The following is a 23,378-nucleotide window of genomic DNA, read 5'->3' as shown; positions in this document are numbered from 1 at the left end:
CGGTGTCATCCGGCCCCGGTACGCTTTCAGACATGAGTGCTGTTCCTCGTCCCGAAAAGCCGGCCGGCCGGTTCCGGCGCATGCTCGACCGGCTCTCCTCGTCGCAGGAGGACCTGGAGTCGGAGGAGCTGCGCGAGGACGCCGACACGGCGGGCTGCACCCGGATCGGTGACTGTCAGGACCGGCAGATCGTCACCGTTACTGGTACCTTGCGCACGGTCACCCTGCGGCCGCGCGCCGGAGTCCCCGCTCTGGAGGCCGAACTGTTCGACGGCTCGGCCGCACTGGACGTGGTGTGGCTCGGCAGGCGCTCCATCGTCGGCATAGAACCGGGGCGCAGGCTGATCGCATCGGGCCGGATCTCGCTGAGCCGGGGCCGCCGGGTGCTGTTCAATCCCAAGTACGAACTGAGACCCCTCGGTAGGGAGTAGCCGGTGACGTCGCTCGACAAGCCGACCGAAGACACGCAGACGGAGGCCGACGCGCGGGCCGTGACCGAGGCCGCGCTGTTCGAGGCCTTCGGCGGGGTACGCGGCATGGTCGAGACGGTCCTGCCCGGCCTGCTGTTCGTCACGATCTTCACCATCAACAAGGACCTGCACTGGTCGGCGATCGCCGCTCTCGCGGTCTCCGTGGTGCTGGTCGTGGTGCGGCTCGCCATGAGGGACACCGTCAAGCACGCCTTCAGCGGTGTCTTCGGGGTCGCCTTCGGTGTCGTCTTCGCGATGATGACCGGCAACGCCAAGGACTTCTACCTGCCCGGCATGCTCTACACGCTGGGCCTGGCGCTGGCGTACATCGTCACCACCCTGTGCGGGGTCCCGCTGATCGGCCTGATCCTCGGCCCGGTCTTCAAGGAGAACCTCTCCTGGCGCACCCGCAACCCGGGCCGCAAGAAGGCGTACGCCAAGGCCAGCTGGGCGTGGGGCCTGATCCTGCTCGCCAAGTGCGCGATCCTCTTCCCGCTGTACTGGTGGGCGAACACCGCCCAACTCGGCTGGGTCCTGGTCGCGTTGAAGATCCCGCCGTTCCTGCTCGCCGTCTGGCTGACCTGGGTCTTCCTGGCGAAGGCGCCGGCGCCGATCGACGTCTTCGCGGAGATGGAGGCGGAGGAGAAGGCCGAGGAGGAGCGCAAGGCCGCGCTCGCCGCGGAACAGGGCGAGCCCACCGGCGGACGCCACCGCAAGTAGCCGGACACGGGAGAAGGGCGCCCTCCGTCTGCGGAGGGCGCCCTTCTCCCGTCTGCGTCAGCTGTCCTCGCGCCGGACCGACAGCAGGTCCTCCAGCTGCTCCTCGCGGGCCTGCGCGGCCACGAAGAGGAGTTCGTCGCCCGCCTCCAGGGAGTCCTCCCGGGAGGGGGTGAGCACCCGGGTGCCGCGGATGATGGTGACCAGCGAGGTGTCCTCCGGCCACGCCACGTCACCGACCTGGGTGCCGGCCAGCGCCGACTCCTCGGGGAGGGTCAGCTCGACGAGGTTGGCGTCGCCGTGGCTGAAGCGCAGCAGCCGGACCAGGTCGCCGACGCTCACCGCCTCCTCGACCAGGGCCGACATCAGACGCGGGGTGGAGACGGCGACGTCCACGCCCCAGGCCTCGTTGAACAGCCACTCGTTCTTCGGGTTGTTCACCCGGGCGACGACGCGCGGAACGCCGTACTCCGTCTTCGCGAGGAGCGAGACGACCAGGTTCACCTTGTCGTCGCCCGTCGCGGCGATCACGACGTTGCAGCGCTGTAGCGCCGCCTCGTCCAGCGAGGTGATCTCGCAGGCGTCGGCCAGCAGCCACTCCGCCTGCGGGACCCGCTCCACCGAGATGGCGGTCGGGGCCTTGTCGATCAGCAGGACCTCGTGGCCGTTCTCCAGCAGCTCGCCCGCGATGGAGCGGCCGACGGCGCCGGCCCCGGCAATGGCGACCCTCATCAGTGACCGCCCTCCTCGTCCGGACCCTCGGCGAAGGCGGCCTCGACCTTGTCGACGTCGTCCGTCCGCATCATCACGTGCACCAGATCGCCCTCCTGCAACACCGTCTGCGAGGTGGGCAGCATGGCCTCGCCGAGCCGGGTCAGGAACGCCACCCGGACCCCGGTCTCCTCCTGCAACTTGCTGATCTTGTGCCCGACCCACTTCGGGGAGGCGTGCACCTCGGCGAGCTGGACCCCGCCGGTGGGGTCGCGCCACAGCGGCTCCGCCCCCGAGGGCAGCAGCCGGCGCAGCATCTGGTCGGCGGTCCAGCGGACCGTGGCGACGGTCGGGATACCGAGGCGCTGGTAGACCTCGGCGCGGCGGGGGTCGTAGATCCGGGCCGCGACGTTCTCCACGCCGAACATCTCGCGGGCCACCCGCGCGGAGATGATGTTCGAGTTGTCGCCGCTGGAGACGGCCGCGAAGGCACCGGCCTCCTCGATGCCCGCTTCACGCAGGGTGTCCTGGTCGAAGCCGACCCCGGTGACCCGGCGACCGCCGAACCCCGGGCCCAGCCTGCGGAAGGCGGTGGGGTCCTGGTCGATCACGGCGACCGTGTGCCCCTGTTGCTCCAGGGTCTGGGCGAGAGCGGAACCCACTCTGCCGCAGCCCATGATGACGATGTGCACGACCGTCCTTCCGGTGTCCAAAAGTTACTGCTCAGCCACATCAGGGTCTCAGACCGAGGCCCAAGCTACACACGCACCGTCCCGGCCGGGCACCCCTGTGCCGCGCTCATCGCCGAGTGATGCTGCGCACGCTCCAGGCGGTGAGGATTCCGAGGCCGACGAGCGCCACCGCGGCGCCGATCAGCTCAGCGGTAGCGGGCATAAGACCTCCGAAGTGCGATGACGGGCGGGGTCTGCCATCTAGGCACGGAACGGGCGTAGGCTGCGGAATCCGCAGTTCCATGCGCCTCCTTTTTCACCCGTGAGGCAGATCCGGTACTGCGGCTGGAGACCTGCCAGGTGGAAGGCCTACGATCCTCTCTCGTGTCCAAACTGACCGACGTGCCCAAACGGATCCTGATCGGGCGGGCGCTGCGCAGCGACCGGCTGGGTGAAACGCTCCTGCCGAAGCGCATCGCACTCCCCGTCTTCGCTTCCGACCCGCTGTCCTCCGTCGCCTACGCGCCGGGGGAGGTCCTGCTGGTCCTGTCCATCGCGGGCGTGTCGGCGTACCACTTCAGCCCCTGGATCGCCGTCGCGGTCGTCGTGCTGATGTTCACGGTGGTCGCCTCCTACCGGCAGAACGTGCACGCCTACCCGAGCGGCGGCGGTGACTACGAGGTCGCCACCACCAACCTCGGCCCCAAAGCGGGCCTCACCGTCGCCAGCGCGCTGCTCGTCGACTACGTCCTGACCGTCGCCGTCTCCATCGCCTCCGGCATCGAGAACCTCGGCTCCGCGGTCCCCTTCGTCGTCGAGCACAAGGTGTTCTGCGCGGTCACCGTGATCGTGCTGCTCACCCTGATGAACCTGCGCGGTGTGAAGGAGTCCGGCAAGCTCTTCGCGATCCCGACGTACGTGTTCGTCGGCGGCGTCTTCATCATGATCGCGTGGGGCGCCTTCCGGGGTCTGGTGCTGGGCGACGCGATGCGCGCCCCGACCGCGGCCTACCACATCAAGGCGGAGCACCAGGGGCTCGCCGGCTTCGCACTGGTCTTCCTCCTGCTGCGCGCCTTCTCCTCCGGCTGCGCCGCCCTCACCGGCGTCGAGGCCATCTCCAACGGCGTCCCCGCGTTCCGCAAGCCGAAGTCGAAGAACGCGGCGACCACGCTCGCCATGATGGGTCTGCTCGCCGTCACGATGTTCTGCGGGATCATCGTGCTGGCCATGACCACCAAGGTCCGCATGGCCGAGAACCCGGCGACCGACCTGCTCCGCAACGGTGTCCCGATCGGCTCCGGCTACGTCCAGAACCCGGTGATCTCCCAGGTCGCCGAGGCCGTCTTCGGCAAGGGCAGCTTCCTGTTCGTGCTGCTCGCCGCCGCCACCGCCCTCGTCCTCTTCCTGGCCGCCAACACCGCGTACAACGGTTTCCCGCTGCTCGGGTCGATCCTCGCCCAGGACCGCTACCTGCCGCGCCAGCTGCACACCCGCGGTGACCGCCTCGCCTTCTCCAACGGCATCGTGCTGCTCGCCGGCGCCGCCGCCCTGCTGGTGGTCATCTACGGCGCCGACTCGACGCGCCTGATCCAGCTGTACATCGTCGGCGTGTTCGTGTCCTTCACGCTCAGCCAGACCGGCATGGTCCGGCACTGGAACCGTCACCTCGCGGTGGAGAAGGACCAGGCCAAGCGCAGCCACATGATGCGCTCCCGCGCGATCAACGCCTTCGGCGCCTTCTTCACCGGCCTGGTGCTGGTCGTCGTCCTGGTCACGAAGTTCACCCACGGCGCCTGGGTGGCGCTGCTCGGCATGTGCATCTTCTACGCCACGATGACCGCGATCCGTAAGCACTACGACCGGGTCTCCGAGGAGATCTCGGCCCCCCAGGAGCCCGACGACGACCTGGTACGGCCGTCCCGCGTGCACTCGGTCGTCCTGATCTCCAAGATCCACCGTCCCACCCTGCGGGCCCTCGCCTACGCCAGGCTGATGCGCTCGGACACCCTGGAGGCGCTCACCGTCAACGTCGACCCGGCCGAGACGAAGGCGCTGCGCGAGGAGTGGGAGCGGCGCGGCATAGACGTGCCGCTGAAGGTCCTCGACTCGCCGTACCGCGAGATCACCCGCCCGATCATCGAGTACGTCAAGGGTCTGCGCGCCCAGTCGCCGCGGGACGCGGTGTCCGTGATCATCCCGGAGTACGTCGTCGGCCACTGGTACGAGCACATCCTGCACAACCAGAGCGCGCTGCGGCTGAAGGGCCGGCTGCTGTTCACGCCGGGCGTGATGGTGACCTCCGTGCCCTACCAGCTGGCGTCCTCCGAGGCGGCGAAGAAGCGGGCCCGCAAGCGGCAGGAGTGGAACGCGCCGGGTTCGGTACGGCGTGGTCCGGCGGAACAGCGGGCCAAGGAGCACAGCGGCAGTAACTGAGGAGCGCAGCGGCAGTAACTGAGGAGCGCAGCGGCAGTAACCAGGGGTTCGCCGGAGCACGTAGACTGGTGGGCTGTCGTCGGTCCGTGCCCGGGCCGTTTCCCTCCCCCCGATCTGGAGTCACCCCGCCATGCAGGCAGAACCGAGGAAATCGCTGGTGGGGACGGAGTACGAGGTCGAGGTCGGCCCGGTCGCGCACGGCGGGCACTGCATCGCCCGCACCGCCGAGGGCCAGGTCCTGTTCGTCCGGCACACGCTGCCCGGCGAGCGGGTCGTGGCCAGGGTGACCGAGGGCGAGGAGGGGGCCCGCTTCCTGCGCGCCGACGCGGTCGAGATCGTGGACGCGTCCAAGGACCGGGTCGCGGCACCCTGCCCCTACGCCGGTCCCGGCCGCTGCGGCGGCTGCGACTGGCAGCACGCCAAGCCGGGGGCCCAGCGCCGCCTCAAGGGCGAGGTGATCGCCGAGCAGCTGCACCGGCTCGCGGGCCTCACGCCCGAGGACGTCGGCTGGGACGGCACCGTCATGCCGGCCGAGGGCGACAAGCTGCCCGCCGGTGAGGTGCCGCAGTGGCGGACCCGGGTGCAGTACGCCGTCGACGCCGACGGCAACGCGGGACTGCGCCGGCACCGCTCGCACGAGGTGGAGCCGATCGAGCACTGCATGATCGCGGCGCCGGGCGTCAGCGAACTGGGCATCGAGGAGCGCGACTGGTCGGGCATGGTCTCGGTCGACGCGATCGCCGCGACCGGCTCCCAGGACCGCATGGTGATCCTGGAGCCCCGCCCCGGCGCCCGCCTCCCCCTCGTGGAACTCGACCGGCCGGTCTCGGTCATGCGGGTCGACGAACACGACGGCGGAATCCACCGCGTCCACGGCCGCGCGTTCGTGCGCGAGCGTGCCGACGGGCGTACTCACCGGGTCGGCAGCGGCGGCTTCTGGCAGGTCCACCCGAAGGCCGCGGACACCCTGGTCACCGCGGTCATGCAGGGCCTCCTGCCGCGCAAGGGCGAGATGGCCCTCGACCTCTACTGCGGCGTGGGTCTCTTCGCCGGTGCCCTCGCCGACCGGCTCGGCGAGAAGGGCGCGGTGCTGGGCATCGAGTCCGGCAAGCGCGCCGTCGAGGACGCGCGCCACAACCTCGCCGACTTCCCGCGGGTCCGCGTGGAGCAGGGCAAGGTCGAGTCGGTCCTCCCGCGCACCGGCATCACCGAGGTCGATCTGATCGTCCTCGACCCGCCCCGCGCGGGCGCGGGCCGCAAGACGGTGGAACACCTGTCGTCCCTCGGCGCCCGCCGCATCGCCTACGTGGCCTGCGACCCGGCGGCCCTGGCCCGCGACCTGGCGTACTTCCGGGACGGCGGCTACCGGGTACGCACACTGCGGGCGTTCGACCTGTTCCCGATGACGCATCACGTGGAGTGCGTGGCGATCCTTGAACCGGCCGGGAAGGGCGCCTGACCTGCGGGTTCGGGTGGTGTGCGCTATGTGCGCTATGTGCGGTGTGGGCGTTACGGGCGATATCCTGACGCTGAAATGACGCTCTCCGAGGTATCTTGACGCTCATTTGACGCTCGTTCTGATGGGGTGTCAGGAGCGTCGAGGTCCTGGTCAGGGCGCTGGTAGTGGCTGAGGAGCATCCGTCCCGCAGAGGTGGGGACAGCTGGGGGAATCGGCTGATGCACCACTCGGGCAGTCGGTGACTGAAGTCCTGCCACTCGTGCAGCGATTGGGGGCGGGAGGGTGCTGACCTGGGGTTTCGCAGGGGAAAGTGCGTTGACCTGGGAAAACTCCTCTCGGTAGTTCTCACGGGTCAACGCCGTTTCCCAGGCTCATGTGCCCTGGATGTGCCCTCGCAGAGTGGAGCGTTTGGCCAGCCATCACCGGTTGCATCCGTCGATGCTCAGTGTTGCGGAAGCCGCCACAGATGCGTTCCTGCGCGAGCTCGGTCCGCAGGAGTCTCGCGGACGAGGTGGTACAGGTTCTCGAAGTACTCCTGCCAGCGGTTCGGATCCGGCATGGCGTTCCGCGCCCTCTTCGCACGCTCGGCCTGCACCAGCGGTTGCAAGCTCTCCCAGACCGAGATCACCGACCCACCGAGGTATCCGGAGACGGGTTCGATGTCCACCACCCCGTGGGCGACCAGAGCCCCGAGATTGTCGTAGAACCAGGCCAGTTCACGGACCAGATGCCGATCATCCTCGGGTAGCCCAGCCAGTCCGGCTGACAGGTCATAGGCAGACAGCTGTTCGTGCACGACCTGCCGTGCCTGTGCCAGCCGCACGCTTCGATGCTCGCGGAAGAGATCCACAAGTACGGGCAGCGTGTTGGCATGCTCGGTCAGCCGCAGTTGTCGAAATGAGACGGCCCCGGTCACTGCGAGCGCTACCAGCGACACCACGAGGGCTGCGATCTCCAACATGCCTCCGTTAACAGCTGTTGTATTCCCGGTCCCTATCCGTGTCGCGTTGAGGCCGATCGAAGAACGCGATGCAGCCTCTGGCGAGGGAACCGTTGTGGATGTGGTGTGGTACTGGCTACTAGCGCAATCAATCAGGCCGGGCCGCGACGCCGTCGAGCGCGTGGCCCGGGGTGCACGGGTGAGTGCGGCTTGGGCTGCGTGGTATCCGCGGGGTCGTTCGGGAGAGATAGGGGGTCGACGGGGCCTGGCGGTTGGCCATCGACTGTCTCCATGCCAGGCAGGAATTCATGGTCCGGGCCGGTGCGAGCGTGCTGGGCGCGCTCGGGCACCGGGAGGATGTGGCGGCGGGTGAGTTCAGCGACGTCGATCAAGGGGGCGGCGACGATGCGGCTGAGGAGCTCTTCCTGCTGAGGTTCCACGGCGGTGAGATGCCTGAGTACGGCAAGGATTTCGACGAGTTCCCGGCTCCAATCGGGTTCCCAGCGCTCAGGGCGCTCGCGGTCGAGATGACTGGTTACTTTGCCAGCAGTGCGATCGCTGCGGTAGGCGAGCCAGCTGTCCAGTACGTTGCGTCCGCCCGTCGTGTAGTTGCGCATGCGTGGAGTGACACCGGTGAAGATGCCTCCCTCGATGATTAGGTGCTCGTGTTCGCTGTCGTAGCTGACGGTGGAGGGGAGCACGTCGGCCCCGACTTCCCGGGCGTACTTGATCTCAGGGTGTATGGGTCTCCACCAGTTGGTTGTTGTGCCTGCTGGGCGGTCGTCGCCAGGGTTGATGCAGCGTGTGCCGAAAGTGGAGGCCCACAGGATGTGGCGCCCCAGGCGGATCGCGTCGTGCCATAGGGCTCCGTCGGCTGTGAGGGGGATCCGCACGCCTGGGGAGTTGAGGTCGTCTGCGTAGCGTTCGGTGAAGGCTGGGTGGGCGGTGACGGCGGCGATGTAGGCCAGGAGGTCTTCAGGCAGGACTTCCTGGATGCCGTAGGAGTTGGCGAGGTGGTTTTGCAGGCCCGGCGTGATGTTGGGGACCCGGTCGGCGTGCAGGAGCGGGAGGGCACGTCCACCGTTGCCTTTGAAGTAGTCCACGTCGGGGATGAGGGCCGTAAATAGCAGTGCTGGACCGGTCTGCAGGCGTTGGGTGTGCTGTTCGACGACGAAGACCTGGCCGTCGACGGCCGCGCGCCATAGGTCGGGGCGTGAGAAGTCGATGACACGGCCGTCGGGTATAAGCCACTGGCGGTCCAAGGCCCTGCGGGCGATGCGTTCTGGTTTAGGACATGGGCCGCGTTCGTCCCGGAGGAGGGTTGGCGGATGGGGATGGCCGGGGATGTGGCGGGCTTTTTTGTCCAGAGTGCGGTCTCGGGTCTCTTTGAACAGTGCCTGCTTCGTGGTGGAGTCGCGTTCTTGGATGAGGCGGTCCCAGCGTCGACGCAAGATTGTTTTGGACGGGCTGATGACCCAGTTCCGGTTGGTCGTGATCCCGGGTTTGTACCAGGGCATGAGGTCGGTGAGGGCGGGAAAACTGTCCCAGCCGCTGCTGGAACCGGGTGTGAATGGGGCGGACTCGGCAGGGCGGGAGGTGTGCCAACCGGGTCCGCCGATGTGGAGATCCTGCAGTTGCTGTTCTTTGTATCGGCGGGTGCCGTGGACGGCTGTGTAATGGACGGGAGCCAGGTCCTCGCATCGCTCGCCTTGGCGGCGGACGAAGATGGCGATGGCTAATTCCTGCTGGACACCAGGGAAGAAACGGCTGTTGAGCGGAGGTCTCTTGGTTTCGGGTGTGAGGTCGATGACCCAGCCTTCGGTGCAGGTGCGCCGCAGGTAGGAGCGCATGCCTTGGAAGCCGGCGCCGCGAATGAATCCGCCGGTGCTGACGAAGCAGACGACCCCGTGGCGGTGATCGCCGTGCTGGTCGAAGACTTTGTGGGTGGCCCATCGCCAGAAGTAGGTGCACAGGCTCTTCAGTTTGTTTTCGTACACGCCTGCTGCACCGCGCAGTCGGAAGTCGTCCAGGGGCGGGGCACCGCGGCCCGGTGAGCCCTTCTCGATCCATCCGCCCTGACCTTCTGCCTGTTCGCGGTGGGGAGGGTTGCCGATGACGACGGTGATGCGCTCGTTGCGCTGGATGGTGCTTGCCGCCTCGGCATCGTCACGTAAAGGCCCCCACAAGGCGCCGTAGCGCTCGAAGAGTTCACTGGGCCGCCATGGATCGGCGAGAGTGTCGGCCAGGTGCAGGCGCATATCACGCAACCGGACACGGGCATTGAGGTGCCGCAGCATCTGCCCCACGCGCATCTGAGCGACGGCAAAGGCGCCCATCTGCTTCTCGAACCCGATCAACCGACTGGCGAGTTCTTGCACGGATTCGGCGCGGAAACCTTCGTTGCCGCCCTCGGACTGTTTGCGGGCGACGAGGTCGATGATGCCGGTCAGGAAGGTGCCGGTTCCCATCGATGGGTCGATGATGGACACACCAGGGTCGGCGAAGCCATCCGGGCAATCCAATGTGTTGGCCAGCACCTCGTCAACAAGGCGGATCATCTCCGTCACCAGCGGGGCAGGGGTGTAGTAGGTACCGGAGTCCTTGCGCAGGTCGGCGTCGTACTCCTGCAAGAAGTGCTCGTAGAGATGGACGTGGAAACCGGGTTCGTCGGCGAGGGAACTTCTCCAGTCGATGGCGTCAATGACGCGGACGAGCATGTCCAGACTGTCGCGGAATTCTCCCTCGACCTGGTCGGTGAGGATCTGCAAGGCGCGGCCCATGACGGAGTGCTCAGCCCCGAGGCGTCGGCCTACCTCGTGCAGGCTCATACCGACCAATGCCTTGTCGCTGCGGCCAGAGTTGTCGGAACCGGCCAGCAGGAGAGCGAAGGTGACGGACTGTGCGTAGCGGTCAGCGAAGGTCGCCCGTTTGTCCCGGTCATCGGTGGTCGGGAAGAGGTCAACCTCAAGCGTGGAGGCCAGATCGGTGAACGGACGCTGGTGGCGTGGGAGGCTCGCTTCGGCATCGAGGCGGTCGTGAACAGCATCACGCAGAAGCGCGCACAGCGGGGCGACATGGGCGACCACCTCCCGCATCGACGTGAGCGGCTTGGGCTGCCAGCCGAAGAACGCGACGAGCATGGCCTCGAAGGCGGTCTCACTGGCGGTCGGTAACCGTAGGCGGGAGCCGGCGCTGCGCAGATCCCCCTCGAAGTGGATGGTGTCGCCGTACTGCCGACCGGAGCGGTACATGATCCATGTCTGACCGTTCGTGTAGATCAGGTTGGGCAGTTTCGCCATGCCTTCCCATTGACGGCGGTCACGCTGGTTCAGACCGCCGGGATGGATCACGCTCTTGTCGGGGCTCTTCAGCTCGACATAGCCGACGATGTTGCGCGGCAACTTTCCAATCCGCACCGCAAGGTCAGGGCGTATCCGATGCGCGGCGATGGCCACCTCAGCGTGTAGGACCGCTTGCAGCCCTAACACCCCTGCTGCGTCGACGAGAAGGGTTTCTACCGCTCGGCGGATCGCGGCTTCCTTCTGCCCATGCAGCAACGCCTGCTTACACGTCGCACCGAACTCGCTGACGATCCTCCGGAACCGGTCCTTGCGCTGCATCCTGCCCCCCCAAGGCCAGCACAACCCGCATCTTCCTCAACTCACGGTAAACACAACATCACTCCTCGTCGAGAGTGCCGCCCAAGGTGCCGAGTCGAGTGTCCGTTCAGCGGCAACGGCATCGATGGGGAAAGCGCCTGGCATGTGGGTAGTGGTGCTGCACGGCGGGAGAGCGGGGGCGATGCCCAGACGAGAGTCTGCTCGCAGTGCGTCAACTGCTGAGCTTCATCCGGATGGCCAGGGCGCCGAGGGCTTCTTTCTCGGGTGGGTAGATCTTGCGGATGTTGGTGAGCTGTTCGTCGCGGGGAGCGGTCGGGTTGACGCTGGCCGGCCCTTCGCCGTCCAGCAGGGCCTCGAAGTCCGGATACTCAGTGACCCGCGTGACGTTGACCGTGCAGGTTTCGTCCGTGCCTTTGATGCGGAAGCGGATGCTGTCGCCGGCGGCGAGGTCGGCAAGGTGCGGGTACTTGACCCGTACCTCGATGGTCTTGGTGCCGGAGGCGACGAGGTCGAAGTACTGGCGGTACAGGTTGAGTTCGCGGACGCGGCCGGTGGTGTCGCTCATGGGGCGGCAATGCTCCTGGGTGCTGGTGCGGTGATCAGGCGGCTGATCTCGGCTGCGGAGTATGAGCGGAAGAAGTGTCGGGGGTCGGAGAGCAGGGTCTGGGCCGTAGCCAGCAGCTGATCGGCGTATTCGGTGACGGTGCCGGGCCATTGCCGGGTGTCGAGCATCCAGTTCGCGGCGCCTTCCGGCAAGGGCGCTCGGCCTTCGCGGATGAGGGACTTGGAGAGCTTCGCGCCGGTGTCGGTGACGACCTGCGGGCAGAACAGTCGGGCGGGGAGTTGGGCGCGAGTGAGGCCGACGGCCTGGAGTGCTTCATCGACGAGGAGGGAGCCGAAGACCCAGTCGCCGCCCTTGACCATGACGTGCAGGGTTCCGTAGGGCGGTGTGCCGGTGAGGGCGAGCTCTTTGACGAGGTTGCGGTAGAGGGTGGCCAGGTCGAGGTAGGCGCCGGCGGTGGGCGTGATGGTGGTTCGGTAGGGGCCGTGGTGGAGGCAGACGGCGGCGACAGTGGCCTCTTCTCGGGCGGTGAGATGGACCCGGGTGTGTTCCGCGTGCTTCTCCGCCCATCCACAGCCCGTGTGAGGGCAGGGGATGCGCAGGTGTGGGGTGCCGGTGGAAGGGGCGAGCCACCAGCGGGCGGCGTCGAGGCGGGGGAGCAGTCGTAGCCAGGTGCGGCGGAAGTGCTCGCCGGCCTGCTGCTGGGTGTAGGTCTCGATGCGGTGCGGGATGCCCAGGCGTCGGGACAGCGTTGTGAAGAGGGGTTGGTAGAGGGCGTTGACGAGGTCGGTCACGGCCGCGTCGCCGAGGGCTTGGGCGTAGGCGCGTTGGTAGCGGCGGCCGTTCGTGGGGTCGGTGGACAGCTCGTAGGGGGCGTTGTCGAGGGCGCTGAAGAGGACCTCGGTGGGGATGCCGAAACGGTCGCGCAGACGGGCGGCCATCGCGAAGGCCATGGACTGCACGAGCGAGGTGCCGATGTGCGGTGCGCCGTTGATCTGGGTGCCGACGACCAGCACGATCCCCTCCGGCGGAGTGGCCAGGATACGGGGAGTCAGGATGTCCTCGGCGCGGAGAAGGGCGTTGGCGAGCACGGTGTTAGGTGAGACGAGGTGGGTCGTCACAGGTTTCCCCTTGAGGTCGGGGTAGTGGGGCGTGGGGCCCGGGTCCTAGAGATAGGCGTCGGCGTGCGCTTCGTCCTTGGCCGCGGCGACGTACGGGTGCTGGAGCGCGGCACGGAGGGCGTCCACGTCGGTGAGGGTGTCGTCGTCCGGCAGCTCGCACCACCCGCCGAACCAGTCGTCGAGCAACTCCAGGCCGGGAGCGACGAGCCAGGAGTTGGTAGAGAGGTGCCGTACCGGCAGACCGTTCCAGCTGGCTGCGGAGCCGGTCGGGACGGCGTAGTAGAGACGCCCGTTGGGCCTGTCGTAGAGCACGGGACCGACGGAATTACCGGTGCCGCGCAGGTAGGCCAGAGCCAAGAGGCCGATCTCCGCCGAGGTGCGCACCACGTCCCAGCCGTCGCCGACCTTCAGCAGCCGCAGCCCCGGCACGTCGTTCACCATGGGCGCGCTTCGCAACGCGTCACGCACGGACATCACACACCTCCCTGCGGCCGAAGACTGTGGCTCGCGCTGAGCGAAGAGACGGATCGCGTGGTCGGCGTGAGAGGGCGGACCACGATCAGGCGAGTACCTGTTGCTGCTATCTGCCGCTCGCGCTCGGTGCCGAGGCCCTTCGGGCCGAGGTGGCTGAGAGCCGGAACCACGGCCCCGTAGGCATCGGGGAGTTCGAGCGCGTCGAGCAGACCGACGAAGGCGGGGGAGCGGATGACCACGGTGCGGTCGCGTTCGGTGAAGACGCCGCAGAGGGCCAGTTCGTGCCGGTCGCAGTATTCGGTGAGGCAGTCGACGAGAGCCGTATGGCGGGGTAGGCCGCCGGTGACGTGACGCAGGTAGCCGAAGACCTGAGGGAAGGTGACGGAGCGGCGTTCGGTGATGAGGTCGTCGTCCATGTCCACAGCGTCGGCCGTCGTGAACGGCCTCGAAATGACCTTCTGTTGCACTTCCGTTGCACTTCGCGCCCCATGTCGTCACCGACAGTGCTTCCATACGTGACGGAGGGAGGTCACCCGTGATCAGCGTGCAGCAATGGACGGGCCGGGAGGCGAGCGCCCTGCGCGCCGCGTTGCGTATGAGCATGCGCGCTTTCGCCGAGCACCTCGGTGTCGCGCTGCGCACGGTTGCGAAGTGGGAGAGCCTCGGCGCGGAGACGCAGCCACGCCCGGACACGCAGGCCATCCTCGACACTGCGCTCGCACGGGCGGATTCCGCCTCCCAATCCCGGTTCGAGACAGTGCTGTTCCCTGAACGGCAGAGCGCGCGGCCGACGGACTACGAGACCTGGACCGAGGACATCGAGCGCGCTGTTGTCTGCATCAGCCGCCAGGACTTCCCTTTCGCCTCAACACTGTTGAACCGCTGGCTGGGCAGCCGCGCACCACACCAACTGGACGACAAGGGCCTCTATTTGTACGGCCGTTCCCTCGTGCTCCTTGGCGACCTCCAGCGCGATCAGGGCGCGATCCTCGGCCCACTCTCAGCCCGGCACTCCTACCTGACCGCTCGCGGCATGTTCACCGAGCTCGACATCCCGCGCCGGGTGGCCCAGATCGAGCTGTCCCTCGCTGTCGTCCAGGAGATGTCGGGCCAGCTGGAATCCTCCGCCCGCAACTATGAACTCCTCGCCACGGATGAGCGCTTGAGCCCGCGCGACCGCGCCAGGGCCCGGCTCTGGGTGGGTACGGCGCTGAGCAAGGAGGGCGACAACGAGTACGCCACCGGCGTCATGGTCGAGGCCACCCGCTCCTTCGAGGACCTGGGCGAACCGGAGGACTGGTCGGTCGCGCACCAGAAGCTGGCCCTAGCCCACCGCGGTGCCGGCGACCTGAAGCAGGCCCTGCACTACATCGGCATCGCGCGCACGACCGGCACGGTCGACTCCCCGATGCAGCGGGTGCGGTTGGACACCGCGTACGGGCACATCCTTCTGTCGGATGCGGCGACCCGGAATGATGGGCTGTCCGTCCTCGATCAGGCGGCACACGTGGCCCGGCAGTACGGGCTGAGCCACCAGCTGCGCAGCATCGAGGGCATCCGCAAGGACCAGCAGGGATGAGCCAGGGAGTGCCAGTGCCGGAGCACGAGCAGCGCCAGATCACCGACGAGCAGTTCCACGACGCGACGCTGATCTGGAACTACCACCAGATGGGCCACGAACAGCGGCCCTGCTCGGCGGCGATCGGCCTGGGCAGCCACGACCTCGGGGTGGCCACCGCGGCCGCCGATCTGTACCGCGCCGGTCTCTTCCCGGTCGTGGTGTTCAGCGGAGGCAACAGTCCCACCACCCGGGCCCGTTTCCCGCGCGGCGAGGCGGTGCACTACCGCGAGCATGCGCTGAGCCTGGGTGTGCCGGACGAAGCGATCCTGGTCGAGCCAAAGGCAGCCAACACTGGTCAGAACATCACGTTCTCCCGCGAGCTGCTGGCCGAGGCCGGCATCGCGGTGGAGTCGCTGCTGCTGATCTCCAAGCCGTACATGGAGCGCCGCTCGTACGCGACGTGCCGCAAGCTGTGGCCCGAGGCGGACGTTGTCTGCGCCTCCGAGCCACTGGAGTTGGACGACTACATCAAGTCCATCGGCGACGAGAAGCTCGTCGTCGACATGCTCGTCGGCGACCTGCAACGGGTGATCGAGTACCCGAAGCTCGGCTTCGCCGTCGAGCAGGACGTACCGGGGGATGTGTATGACGCTTACGAGCGCCTTCTGCGCGACGGATTCGACAGCCGCCTCATCGGCACCTGACCCGTCCCGCGCCGGTTCGCCGGGCGGGGTGTGCGCGATCCACCAACCGAACCTGTTCCCGCGGCTGTCCACGGTGGCGAAGCTGTACGCCGCCGACCGGTGGATCGTCCTCGACGACGTCCAGTTCGCCCGGCGCGACTACCAGCACCGGGCTCGTCTGGCGGCCCTGGACGAGCCCGCTCGGCAGCAGTGGCTCACGCTCCCCACCCGCCTTCCTCACGGGCGCCCGACACCGATCGACCAGGCACGGCTCGCCGAACCCGGCCGATCCCGTCGCACCGTCAGCCTGTTGACACGCCAGTACTACGGCCGCAGCCGCTACTGGCCCGCGGTGCGCGACGTCCTGGACGCGGTTCTCGATCAGTTCGGGGACACCGACCGTGTATCCGACGTTGCCAAGGCGTCGACGGTCGCCCTGCTCACCGCGTTGGGCTGGAGCGGCGAGATACTGCGCAGCAGCGCGATTCCGACCCGGGCGGGCCGGTCAGAGAGACTCGCCGACCTCGCCGCGGCCACCAGCAGCACCCACTACCTCTGCGGCACGGGCGGCTGGCGCTACCTCGACACTCAGGCGTTCGATGGCCACGGCATCCGGGTGCTGTCCTTCCACACCCCTGTGGACACGGGCGACCCACTCTGGCGGTGGGCCCGCCACATCAGCAGCCTCTGGGCGCTGAGCCGGATCGGGCCGGAAGCCCTGGCTGCCATGCTGGCGGCCCAACGAGACCATCGGCTTATGGGGGGCTTCACGTGACCGAGCCGCAGGTGCCGGGCAAGAAGCCGTTCCTGTACGTCGTGGTGTGCGCGGCCGGGGTCGCCGGCGACGTCGGCAAGCTGATCACGGCCGCTCAAGAGGCGAACTGGGACGTCGGCGTGGTGGCCACTCTGCAGGGCCTGGGTTTCATCGACACGGAGGCGGCCGAGGCGCAGACCGGCTACCCGATCCGCTCGGCCTGGCGCTCGCCCGGAGATCCTCGTCCGCTGCCGCCCGCGGACGCCATCGCGGTGGCGTCGGCCACCTTCAACACGGTCAACAAGTGGGCGGCGGGGATCTCCGACACCCTTGCCCTGGGCATCTTGTACGAGGCGTACGGCATGGGCATCCCCACCGCCGTCCTGCCGTACGTGAACTCGGCCCAGGCCGCCGATCCCGCATACCGGCAGAGCCTGGAGCGACTGCGCGAGATGGGCGTCCTGATCGGCTCGTACGAGCCGCGTCGACCGAAGGCCGGCGGCGGGGCCGACCGTTACCGCTGGGAAGGGGCGCTGGATCTGCTCACTCCCAAGGTGTCCGCGCGGCCGTAATCAGCGCCGCCGGGCTGGTGGTGGCTGCGGCGCTGGAGGGGCTGCCCCCGGTTGGACAGGAGCTGCCTGGCGTGGTGTGACGCTGCGAGCCCTGGCTGCCTCTGCTTGCGGACCTGGGGCGTGGCGTTCGCCAAGGCGGCGGATGCGCCAGGGCAGTGCGCGGGCGGGGCTGTGGGCATCGTCCAGGGTGCGCTGGCCGAGGGCCTGGTCGAGGACGGTGGCTGCGTTGTGTCCTGCTGCTTCTGCCTCGGCGAGCACGGTGGTGAGTGAGTCCCAGGCGGGGTCGGCCAGGACGCGCAAGGCGTGTTCCGGTACTGCCTGCTGGAGGTGGTGGGCGTAGCGGCGCTTGGTCTGCGGGCTGGGTGCTCGGCTGGCAAGGCCGACCAGGACCGGTTCGGCGAGATCCGGCAGGGCTCCTACGTCGTCCCCGCCGAGACGAAGCAGACGCTCGGCGCCTACGCGCAGAAGTGGCTCGACGCGAACTCCGTCGGCCCGACGACCGCGCTCCGTTATGAGGCGACCGTCCGCAACCACATCGTCGAGCACCTCGGCCGACGCGAGCTGCGGTCCCTCAATCAGCCCTCGGTCATCCAGGGTTGGATCCGCACCCTCCAGGACGGCGGCCTGGAGGTGTCGACGATCGAGGGCATCTTCGACATCCTCTCCAGCGTCCTCGGCGCGGCCGTGGAGGACGGGCTGCTGCCGAAGAACCCGTGCAAGGCGAAGTCGGTCAAGCTCCCGACCGCGGCCAAGAAGAAGATCATCCCTTGGTCGCTGGAGCGCATCCGCGCGGTCATCACCGAACTACCGAAGCGCTTCCAGGCCGGGGGCAAGCTCGCCTTCGGCTGCGGCCTGCGGCAGGGCGAGGTGTTCGGCTTCGCCGTCGAGGACATCGACTTCAAGGGCGGCTGGATCCACGTCAACCGCCAGGTGCGGCTGGTCGGTACGAAGCCCGTCTTCGCCCTGCCCAAGGGCAACAGGATCCGGTCAGTGCCCCTGTCGGCTCAGCTCGCCGCAGCCCTCAAGGCGCACATGCAGGAGTTCCCGCCGGTCGAGGTCACCCTGCCGTGGACCAAGCCGGACGGCGAGCCGAAGACCTTCCGCCTCCTCTTCGTCGACAAGAAGGGGCGGGCCTACAACCGCAGCGTCTTCAACATGGGCGACTGGAAGCGCGCTCTTGCCGCCGCCGGCGTGATCCCTCCCCGCGAGCGCGGGGCGCGCTACCTCCAGGCGGCTCCGGAAGACGGCATGCACGCCCTCCGGCACGCGTACGCCTCCGTCCTCCTGGACGCCGGAGAGAGCATCAAGGCGCTCTCCGAGTACCTCGGCCACTCGGACCCGGGCTTCACGCTGCGGACGTACACGCATCTGCTGCCGTCCAGCGAGACCCGCACCCGCAAGGCGATCGACGACGTCTTCACAGAAGCCGAGGCAGAAGCCGACGCAGAAGACGAGGACGACCGGCGCGGCACTCAGGGCACATCAGTGCCCCCGGCGAAACCCATGTGCCCTCAATGTGCCCTGGCCGCCTGACGGCCTCTCCCCGCACATGACGAGGGCGGGGTCAGAAACCCCGCCCGAAACCCATGAAACCCCAGGTCAGGGCCACACTAGGCAATAAGGCTGATGCCCCGCCTCATGCAACCGATGGCTGAAGTCCTGCCACTCGTGCAGCGATTGGGAGGGCGGGGCGCTGGCCTGGGGTTTCGCGGGAGGACGTGTGTTGACCTGGGAAAACCCCTCTCGGTAGTTCTCACGGGTCAACGCCGTTTCCCAGGTCCATGTGCCCTGGATGTGCCGTTACGGCCTCTCACCAGAGGGCGCCTTGCTCGGCTGACGGACGAGTAGTGGGCGGTGTCGTCGCCAGGCTCACTCGCGTCCTGGCGTTGATGGCGCGAGGTTCCGTCGTCCCGTCGGGCGCTTCGGAGATGAAGCCGTGCGGGATCCGTCGCAGCGGGGCCGTCTTCACGGGCCGATGGTGGGGCCCGGACTCCCCGTCGGCAATGACCCAGCAGATGCCGTCCAGGCGCAGACCGGTAAGTGGACCGAGCAACGGCTCTCAGGACAGGAAGCGCACGGCAGCGGGAACCTGTCGAAGGTCGTCGACTCGATCCAGATGCTCTGCATCTTCGACGGAGACGCCCATCCACTGACACGCGATCAGCCCCATCCTTCATGTCGAACAGGTGTTCTGTGAAGGGGGTGTTGGGGTTGAAGGGCGATGCCTGGTGACTAGCCGTCGGTAGAAGTCGTCGGCTGTGGGGCATCGGCTTGGCGTCGAACGCCCGCACGGTCCAGCGGCTGTCCACAGCCTCATGGAGTGCGTGACGAGCAGCGAACTGGCCCTGTCGGCACCCGGTTCCTGACCGTGCTGGACGGGCCCTGGGCGATGCTGATCGTGCGGAAGCTGCTGACCGGCCCGGAACGCTTCACCGAGTTGCGCGCCGCGCTACCGGGGATCAGCCCCAGGGCCTTGTCCTCGCGGCTGCGGCGATTCGTACTCACCGGACTGGTCGCCCGCACCGCCTGTCCGGAGATCCCACCGCGGGTGGAGTACCAGCTCACCCCCGGAAGGCGCACGACTTCAGGTCGTCTTCGACGCCATGGCCGCCTGGGCCGACCGAGACCTTCCCCGCACCGGCTCCTTCGGCGTCGCGGACGAGTGACCCGAAGCGCCCCCGCGCTCTTCGGTCTCCCGTGATCACGGACCGGACATCACACGACTACGCCGAAGCCCTGGCCCTGGAGGTGCTCCAGGCCGCCCCGCCCCGAGTCGGCCTGTCGGCGCAGTGGGGACCAGGTGACGCTTGAGCTTGCATCGAGAAACCGATCGGTTTACGCTTTTTGAAACCGATCGGTTTCTCTTCTTCTGGAGGTAGTCATGACAGCCCTGAAGGGCGCCAACGTCTTCGTCACCGGCGGCAGCCGCGGCATCGGGAAGGCCCTGGTGGAGGAGCTGTACGCGCGCGGCGCCGGCAAGGTCTACGCCACCGCGCGCGACCCGCGTACCGTGACGCACCCCGACGCGGTCCCGGTGGCGCTGGAGGTCACCGACCCGGCCTCGGTGGCCTCGGCCGCCGCGCAGGCGGGGGACGTCACCGTGCTGATCAACAACGCCGGTGCCTCGGTCGGCGCGTCCTTCCTCGACTCCCCGGTCGACGACGTACGCCGGGAGTTCGAGACCAACTTCTACGGCCCGCTCCTCGTCGCCCGGGCCTTCGTGCCGGTCATCGAGCGCAACGGCGGCGGCCACCTCCTCAACGTGCACTCCGTGCTCTCCTGGATCGCGCTCGGCGGCTCCTACAGCGCCTCCAAGGCTGCTCTGTGGTCACAGACCAACTCCCTGCGCCTGGAGCTGCTGCCGCGTGGCATCGCCGTCACCGGACTGCACGTCGGCTACGTCGACACCGACCTCACGACACGCGTCGACGCCCCCAAGTCCGACCCCCGTGACGTGGCGGTACTCGCCCTCGACGGCATCGAGGCCGGCGCCCACGAGGTCCTCGCCGACGACATCTCGCGGCAGGTCAAGGCGGGCCTGGCCGGTGACCTGACCGGGCTGTACCCCCAGCTCGCCCGGTAGACGGAGAGGGTATTGGCAATGAGTGCGAATTCAGAGAAGAGGAAGTTTTACGCCCTGAATATGTTCGACGTGGTCGACCTGGAGAAATACCTGGCGTATTTCAGTCGCCTGCCGGAAGCGGCTCCGCAGTACGGTGGTCGCATGGTGGCGTTTGGTCGCTTCCGGGACAATGTGGCCGGCGGCCTCACGCCACGACAGGTTCTGTTCCTCGTCGAATGGGAGTCCGAAGAAGCGTTCAACAGCTTCCGGGACGATCCGGACTTGGCCGACTTGCATCCGTTGCGGGAGAGCGGGACAGCGTCCTATATCTGGCAGACATTCGATGGTTCCGATATGAGTGACCCCGCCGACGTTTCGCTCGATGATGTGCTGGCGGTGCTCAAGCCCTGACCTCGATCTTTCGGGAGGGTCCGCCGACGGAGTCGGGGGGCCCTTTCGCTTTCTGGAGCTGGTGGTGGCCAGATCGGCGGCCGGTGGAGGTTGCCGAAAAGCGCGGGCAGCGCCGTGCGTCAGCCGGGCCGGCCGGTTCATCTTGCGGATCTGCGTCCTTCGACGGTCTGTCGCTGCTTCGCGGGCGCGCCGTGTAGGGCTGGGGTGGGAACCCGAGCGCGGACCTGATTCAAACAGGGAGTGGGGTCATGGGTGGAGTCAGTGCGCGGGAGCGGCGCGCGAACGTCATTCGCGCGGCGATCGCCGAGTTCGCGATCGCCGGATACCACGGCACCACCACGGCTGCGATCGCCGAGCGGGTCGGCGTCACACAGCCGTATCTCTTCCGGCTTTTCCGGGACAAGAGGGCGATCTTCGTCGCCGCTCTGGTGTGGAGCGCGGAAGACACTCGCCTGGCTTTCGAAAGGGCGGCCGACGGGGTGGAGGGAAGCGAGCGAGCCCGGCAGGTGTTGGCGGACGCCTATGCGCGGCTGATCTCGACGCAGCCCGAAACGCTCCTGATGCAGATGCAGGGATACCTCGCCGTGGCGGACGCCGGGGCGCAGGGCGACGACCTGATCGGTGAGGTCGTCCGGGCCGGCTGGATGAGTATCTGGGAGGCCGTGCACGTGGCGCTGGGTGCTGATGGCGAGAAGACCGCGGGTTTCTTCGCCTGCGGCATGCTCGGCAACACGCTCACAGCCATGGGGCTTCCCGGCTTCCCGTGAACGCCGGGAGGTGGGGGGGTCTTCCGAACAGGGACGCGTCAGTGCACGCCTGCCGCGTCGAGCAGGGTGGTCACGGTGGGTGCGACGAGCCCGGTCAGGTTGTCGGCCTGAATTCCGGCGCGGGCGCTCGCGCCGTCGAAGACCAGGCTGAGCTGCCGGGCCAGCAGATCGGGATCGCCCGCCCCGCCCTGCTCGGCCTCGGCGCGGAAGAAGGCCGTCAGATTCGCCTTGACCTGGTGAGCCACGCGGCTCGCCGGGTGACTCTGGTCCTTGAGCTCGACCTGCACCGCCAGATAGCGGCAGCCCCGGAACTCGGGCGCTCCTGCCTGCGATTCCACCTGCTCGAAGACGTGCAGGATCCGCTCGCGGGGCGACCGGCCGTCGTCCGCCGCAGGGAGGAGCGTTGCCGCGTAGGCGGAGGCGCGCTCCTTCAGGCTCGCCGCCAGGAGCTCGTCCTTGCTCTCGAACAGCTGATACATGGAGCGCTTCGAGACCCCCGCCGCCTTGCACAGCGCCTCGACCCCGATGCTGACGCCGTCTCGGTAGGTGAGCGTGGCGGCCGCCTCCAGCAGGCGCTCCCTGGGGCTCAGTTTCACTTCGGTGCTCATACCGTGAGGTTAACCCGGAGCGGACGAAATGAAAACCGATCGGTTTTCGGGCTTCCAGTGGGGCTCTCCGAGTACTGGCCCGTCCTGGATGACCTGCCGTCATGCCCGTGCGGCGGCCATCTCCGGATTCGCCTCCGCCGGGATACGGTGCGGTCCCCTGCGGCCGTAGAGAAAGGGGGCCGCAGCTCATGACGTACGCGGCTCCCGGTCGGTGGAGGCTGAACGCCTCACGGGGGGACGCCGGCCGCCGGTGACTTCCTTGGCGGGCTTGTGGGCGAAGCGGCGCCGGGCGTGCTCCTGCGCATCGGAGCCCGGCAGGGCGTACAGGGTCTCCTTCTTCTCCTGAAGCGGCCGCAGCACGGTGTCCACGAACGCCCCGCGGCCGTCCAGGTAGGGGCCCAGGACGTCCTCTCCGGCGGGGTGGGCGGCGAGGCAGTGGCCGGACTTGTGGCCGGGCGGAGTGCTCGGGCTCTGCCACGGATGTTGCCCAGTCGCCGGAGGGTGGCCACGACTCGTCGAGCGATGTACTCGCCGCGGCTGTTCCTCGAGCGATGCACTCGCCGCAGACGCTCGTCACGCGATACGTCAGCGCATGTTCGCGGCGTCGAGCAGGGCGACCACGGTGGGGAGGATGAGCCCGGCCCGCGTGTCGGCTTTGATTCCCGCACGGGCACTGGCGCCGTCGAAGACCAGGATCAGCTGCCGGGCCAGCAGGTCCGGGTCGCCCGCGCCGCCCCGTTCGGCCTCGGTGCGGAAGAAGGCTGTCAGGTCTTCCTTGACCCGATGCGCCACCCGGCTCGCGGGGTGGCCCGGGTCCTTGAGCTCGATCTGCACGACGAGGTACCGGCAGCCCTGGAAGTCGGGCTCACCTGCCTGTGCCTCTGCCCGTTCGAAGACGTGCAGGATCCGCTCGCGGGGTGGACGGTTGTCGTCCGCCGCGGGAAGGAGTGCCGTCACGTAGCCGGAGGCGCGTTCCTCCAGGCTCGCCGCCAGCAGTTCGCCTTTGCTCTCGAACAGCTGGTACATGGACCGCTTGGACACCCCCGCCGCCTTGCACAGCGCGTCGACGCCGATGTTGACGCCGTCTCGGTAGGTGAGCGTGGCCGCCGCCTCCAGCAGGCGCTCTCGGGAGTTCGGCATTGCTTCGGTGGTCATACTCCGAGGTTAACTCCATTCCGGGGCATTGGAAACCGATCGGTTTACGGGTGGGTGCTGCGAGAAGGCGGCAGAGGCCGGGCGGCGACTCGACGGGGGCGGCGTCCGGACGTCGGCACCCCCTCGC

The 23,378-nt window shown here is 68.1% G+C and carries 23 protein-coding genes and 3 pseudogenes; 13 read left to right on the top strand and 13 right to left on the bottom strand.

Features of this window, described 5'->3' with window-relative positions; genetic code table 11:
• The first annotated feature begins 32 nt into the window (after positions 1–32).
• Together AAW13_RS11505 and AAW13_RS11500 are read left to right on the top strand one after the other, a co-directional pair.
• Positions 33–431 (top strand): OB-fold nucleic acid binding domain-containing protein, encoded by a 399-nt coding sequence (locus AAW13_RS11505; protein WP_071659509.1) that lies wholly within the window; start codon positions 33–35, stop codon positions 429–431.
• Positions 432–434: 3 nt separating this feature from the next.
• Complete coding sequence (locus AAW13_RS11500) at positions 435–1,190, top strand: DUF3159 domain-containing protein (RefSeq protein ID WP_046728709.1); 756 nt, start codon at positions 435–437, stop codon at positions 1,188–1,190.
• Between the two features lie 57 nt (positions 1,191–1,247).
• On the opposite strand, the gene AAW13_RS11495 is transcribed toward AAW13_RS11500, so the two are convergent.
• Positions 1,248–1,919, bottom strand: a complete 672-nt coding sequence (locus AAW13_RS11495; RefSeq protein WP_046728710.1) for a potassium channel family protein — start codon at positions 1,917–1,919, stop codon at positions 1,248–1,250.
• Positions 1,919–2,590 carry a potassium channel family protein gene (locus AAW13_RS11490; RefSeq protein WP_046728711.1) on the bottom strand — a complete coding sequence of 224 codons (672 nt, stop codon included), beginning with the start codon at positions 2,588–2,590 and terminating at the stop codon, positions 1,919–1,921. The genes AAW13_RS11495 and AAW13_RS11490 overlap by 1 nt, the downstream gene beginning before the upstream one ends.
• 363 nt (positions 2,591–2,953) lie before the next feature.
• Between AAW13_RS11490 and AAW13_RS11485 the strand changes: the two genes are divergently transcribed.
• Both AAW13_RS11485 and AAW13_RS11480 read left to right on the top strand, forming a co-directional pair.
• Positions 2,954–5,002 carry an APC family permease gene (locus AAW13_RS11485; RefSeq protein ID WP_046728712.1) on the top strand — a complete coding sequence of 683 codons (2,049 nt, stop codon included), beginning with the start codon at positions 2,954–2,956 and terminating at the stop codon, positions 5,000–5,002.
• A 130-nt stretch (positions 5,003–5,132) separates the two neighbouring features.
• On the top strand, positions 5,133–6,461 hold the full coding sequence (locus tag AAW13_RS11480) for a class I SAM-dependent RNA methyltransferase (RefSeq protein ID WP_046728713.1): 1,329 nt from the start codon (positions 5,133–5,135) through the stop codon (positions 6,459–6,461).
• A gap of 442 nt (positions 6,462–6,903) precedes the next feature.
• Here the strand turns inward: AAW13_RS11480 and AAW13_RS11475 are convergent, their stop codons facing one another.
• From AAW13_RS11475 to AAW13_RS11450, 6 genes are all read right to left on the bottom strand, one after another.
• Positions 6,904–7,422, bottom strand: a complete 519-nt coding sequence (locus AAW13_RS11475) for a DUF4760 domain-containing protein (RefSeq protein ID WP_046728714.1) — start codon at positions 7,420–7,422, stop codon at positions 6,904–6,906.
• Between the two features lie 131 nt (positions 7,423–7,553).
• Complete coding sequence (locus AAW13_RS11470) at positions 7,554–11,021, bottom strand: type ISP restriction/modification enzyme (protein WP_052768518.1); 3,468 nt, start codon at positions 11,019–11,021, stop codon at positions 7,554–7,556.
• A gap of 211 nt (positions 11,022–11,232) precedes the next feature.
• Positions 11,233–11,586 (bottom strand): ASCH domain-containing protein, encoded by a 354-nt coding sequence (locus AAW13_RS11465; protein ID WP_046728715.1) that lies wholly within the window; start codon positions 11,584–11,586, stop codon positions 11,233–11,235.
• On the bottom strand, positions 11,583–12,704 hold the full coding sequence (locus AAW13_RS11460) for a hypothetical protein (protein WP_046728716.1): 1,122 nt from the start codon (positions 12,702–12,704) through the stop codon (positions 11,583–11,585). The genes AAW13_RS11465 and AAW13_RS11460 overlap by 4 nt, the downstream gene beginning before the upstream one ends.
• A gap of 45 nt (positions 12,705–12,749) precedes the next feature.
• On the bottom strand, positions 12,750–13,178 hold the full coding sequence (locus AAW13_RS11455) for a hypothetical protein (protein WP_046728717.1): 429 nt from the start codon (positions 13,176–13,178) through the stop codon (positions 12,750–12,752).
• Positions 13,178–13,594 (bottom strand): hypothetical protein, encoded by a 417-nt coding sequence (locus AAW13_RS11450; RefSeq protein WP_046728772.1) that lies wholly within the window; start codon positions 13,592–13,594, stop codon positions 13,178–13,180. Before AAW13_RS11450 ends, AAW13_RS11455 begins: the two co-directional genes overlap by 1 nt.
• Before the next feature lie 119 nt (positions 13,595–13,713).
• Between AAW13_RS11450 and AAW13_RS11445 the strand changes: the two genes are divergently transcribed.
• Genes AAW13_RS11445 through AAW13_RS11430 form a run of 4 tightly spaced genes read left to right on the top strand, consistent with a single transcriptional unit; the run spans position 13,714 to position 16,748 of the window.
• Positions 13,714–14,757 (top strand): helix-turn-helix domain-containing protein, encoded by a 1,044-nt coding sequence (locus tag AAW13_RS11445; protein ID WP_046728718.1) that lies wholly within the window; start codon positions 13,714–13,716, stop codon positions 14,755–14,757.
• A complete protein-coding gene (locus tag AAW13_RS11440; RefSeq protein WP_046728719.1) occupies positions 14,754–15,443 on the top strand; it encodes a YdcF family protein in 690 nt (229 codons plus the stop codon). Before AAW13_RS11445 ends, AAW13_RS11440 begins: the two co-directional genes overlap by 4 nt.
• A 28-nt stretch (positions 15,444–15,471) precedes the next feature.
• Positions 15,472–16,197, top strand: coding sequence for a WbqC family protein (locus AAW13_RS11435; RefSeq protein WP_046728720.1), 726 nt, complete (start codon positions 15,472–15,474; stop codon positions 16,195–16,197).
• Complete coding sequence (locus tag AAW13_RS11430) at positions 16,194–16,748, top strand: flavoprotein (protein WP_046728721.1); 555 nt, start codon at positions 16,194–16,196, stop codon at positions 16,746–16,748. The genes AAW13_RS11435 and AAW13_RS11430 overlap by 4 nt, the downstream gene beginning before the upstream one ends.
• Here the strand turns inward: AAW13_RS11430 and AAW13_RS46700 are convergent.
• Positions 16,749–17,150 (bottom strand): annotated as a pseudogene (locus AAW13_RS46700) (mobilization protein); the annotation flags it as partial. It lies immediately after the preceding gene.
• Between AAW13_RS46700 and AAW13_RS11420 the strand changes: the two are divergent.
• A pseudogene (locus AAW13_RS11420) lies at positions 17,148–18,281 on the top strand (tyrosine-type recombinase/integrase); the annotation flags it as partial. The pseudogenes AAW13_RS46700 and AAW13_RS11420 sit on opposite strands and share 3 nt — an antisense overlap.
• Before the next feature lie 277 nt (positions 18,282–18,558).
• Here AAW13_RS11420 and AAW13_RS47590 read toward each other — a convergent pair.
• Positions 18,559–18,894: pseudogene (locus AAW13_RS47590) on the bottom strand (DUF5131 family protein).
• A gap of 243 nt (positions 18,895–19,137) precedes the next feature.
• Between AAW13_RS47590 and AAW13_RS11410 the strand changes: the two are divergent.
• The 4 genes from AAW13_RS11410 to AAW13_RS11395 all read left to right on the top strand — a co-directional run bounded on the left by AAW13_RS11410 (position 19,138) and on the right by AAW13_RS11395 (position 21,488).
• Positions 19,138–19,449, top strand: a complete 312-nt coding sequence (locus tag AAW13_RS11410) for a winged helix-turn-helix transcriptional regulator (RefSeq protein ID WP_240528602.1) — start codon at positions 19,138–19,140, stop codon at positions 19,447–19,449.
• Between the two features lie 180 nt (positions 19,450–19,629).
• Positions 19,630–20,331, top strand: a complete 702-nt coding sequence (locus AAW13_RS11405; RefSeq protein ID WP_046728722.1) for an SDR family oxidoreductase — start codon at positions 19,630–19,632, stop codon at positions 20,329–20,331.
• A gap of 18 nt (positions 20,332–20,349) precedes the next feature.
• Positions 20,350–20,721, top strand: a complete 372-nt coding sequence (locus AAW13_RS11400; protein ID WP_046728723.1) for a DUF1330 domain-containing protein — start codon at positions 20,350–20,352, stop codon at positions 20,719–20,721.
• A 248-nt stretch (positions 20,722–20,969) separates the two neighbouring features.
• Positions 20,970–21,488 (top strand): TetR/AcrR family transcriptional regulator, encoded by a 519-nt coding sequence (locus AAW13_RS11395; protein ID WP_046728724.1) that lies wholly within the window; start codon positions 20,970–20,972, stop codon positions 21,486–21,488.
• A gap of 38 nt (positions 21,489–21,526) precedes the next feature.
• Here the strand turns inward: AAW13_RS11395 and AAW13_RS11390 are convergent, their stop codons facing one another.
• The 3 genes from AAW13_RS11390 to AAW13_RS11380 all read right to left on the bottom strand — a co-directional run bounded on the left by AAW13_RS11390 (position 21,527) and on the right by AAW13_RS11380 (position 23,251).
• The gene (locus AAW13_RS11390) at positions 21,527–22,096 is read right to left on the bottom strand and encodes a TetR/AcrR family transcriptional regulator (protein WP_046728725.1); all 570 of its coding nucleotides are present in this window, start codon (positions 22,094–22,096) and stop codon (positions 21,527–21,529) included.
• A gap of 186 nt (positions 22,097–22,282) precedes the next feature.
• On the bottom strand, positions 22,283–22,465 hold the full coding sequence (locus AAW13_RS46690) for a hypothetical protein (RefSeq protein WP_240528599.1): 183 nt from the start codon (positions 22,463–22,465) through the stop codon (positions 22,283–22,285).
• Between the two features lie 216 nt (positions 22,466–22,681).
• Positions 22,682–23,251, bottom strand: a complete 570-nt coding sequence (locus AAW13_RS11380) for a TetR/AcrR family transcriptional regulator (protein WP_046728726.1) — start codon at positions 23,249–23,251, stop codon at positions 22,682–22,684.
• Positions 23,252–23,378 lie beyond the last annotated feature (127 nt).

This window comes from Streptomyces humi, from assembly GCF_001005085.2.
GTDB lineage: Bacteria > Actinomycetota > Actinomycetes > Streptomycetales > Streptomycetaceae > Streptomyces > Streptomyces humi.
Note: the sequence above shows the minus strand (reverse complement) of the source record. Positions and strands in the feature narration are given on the sequence as shown.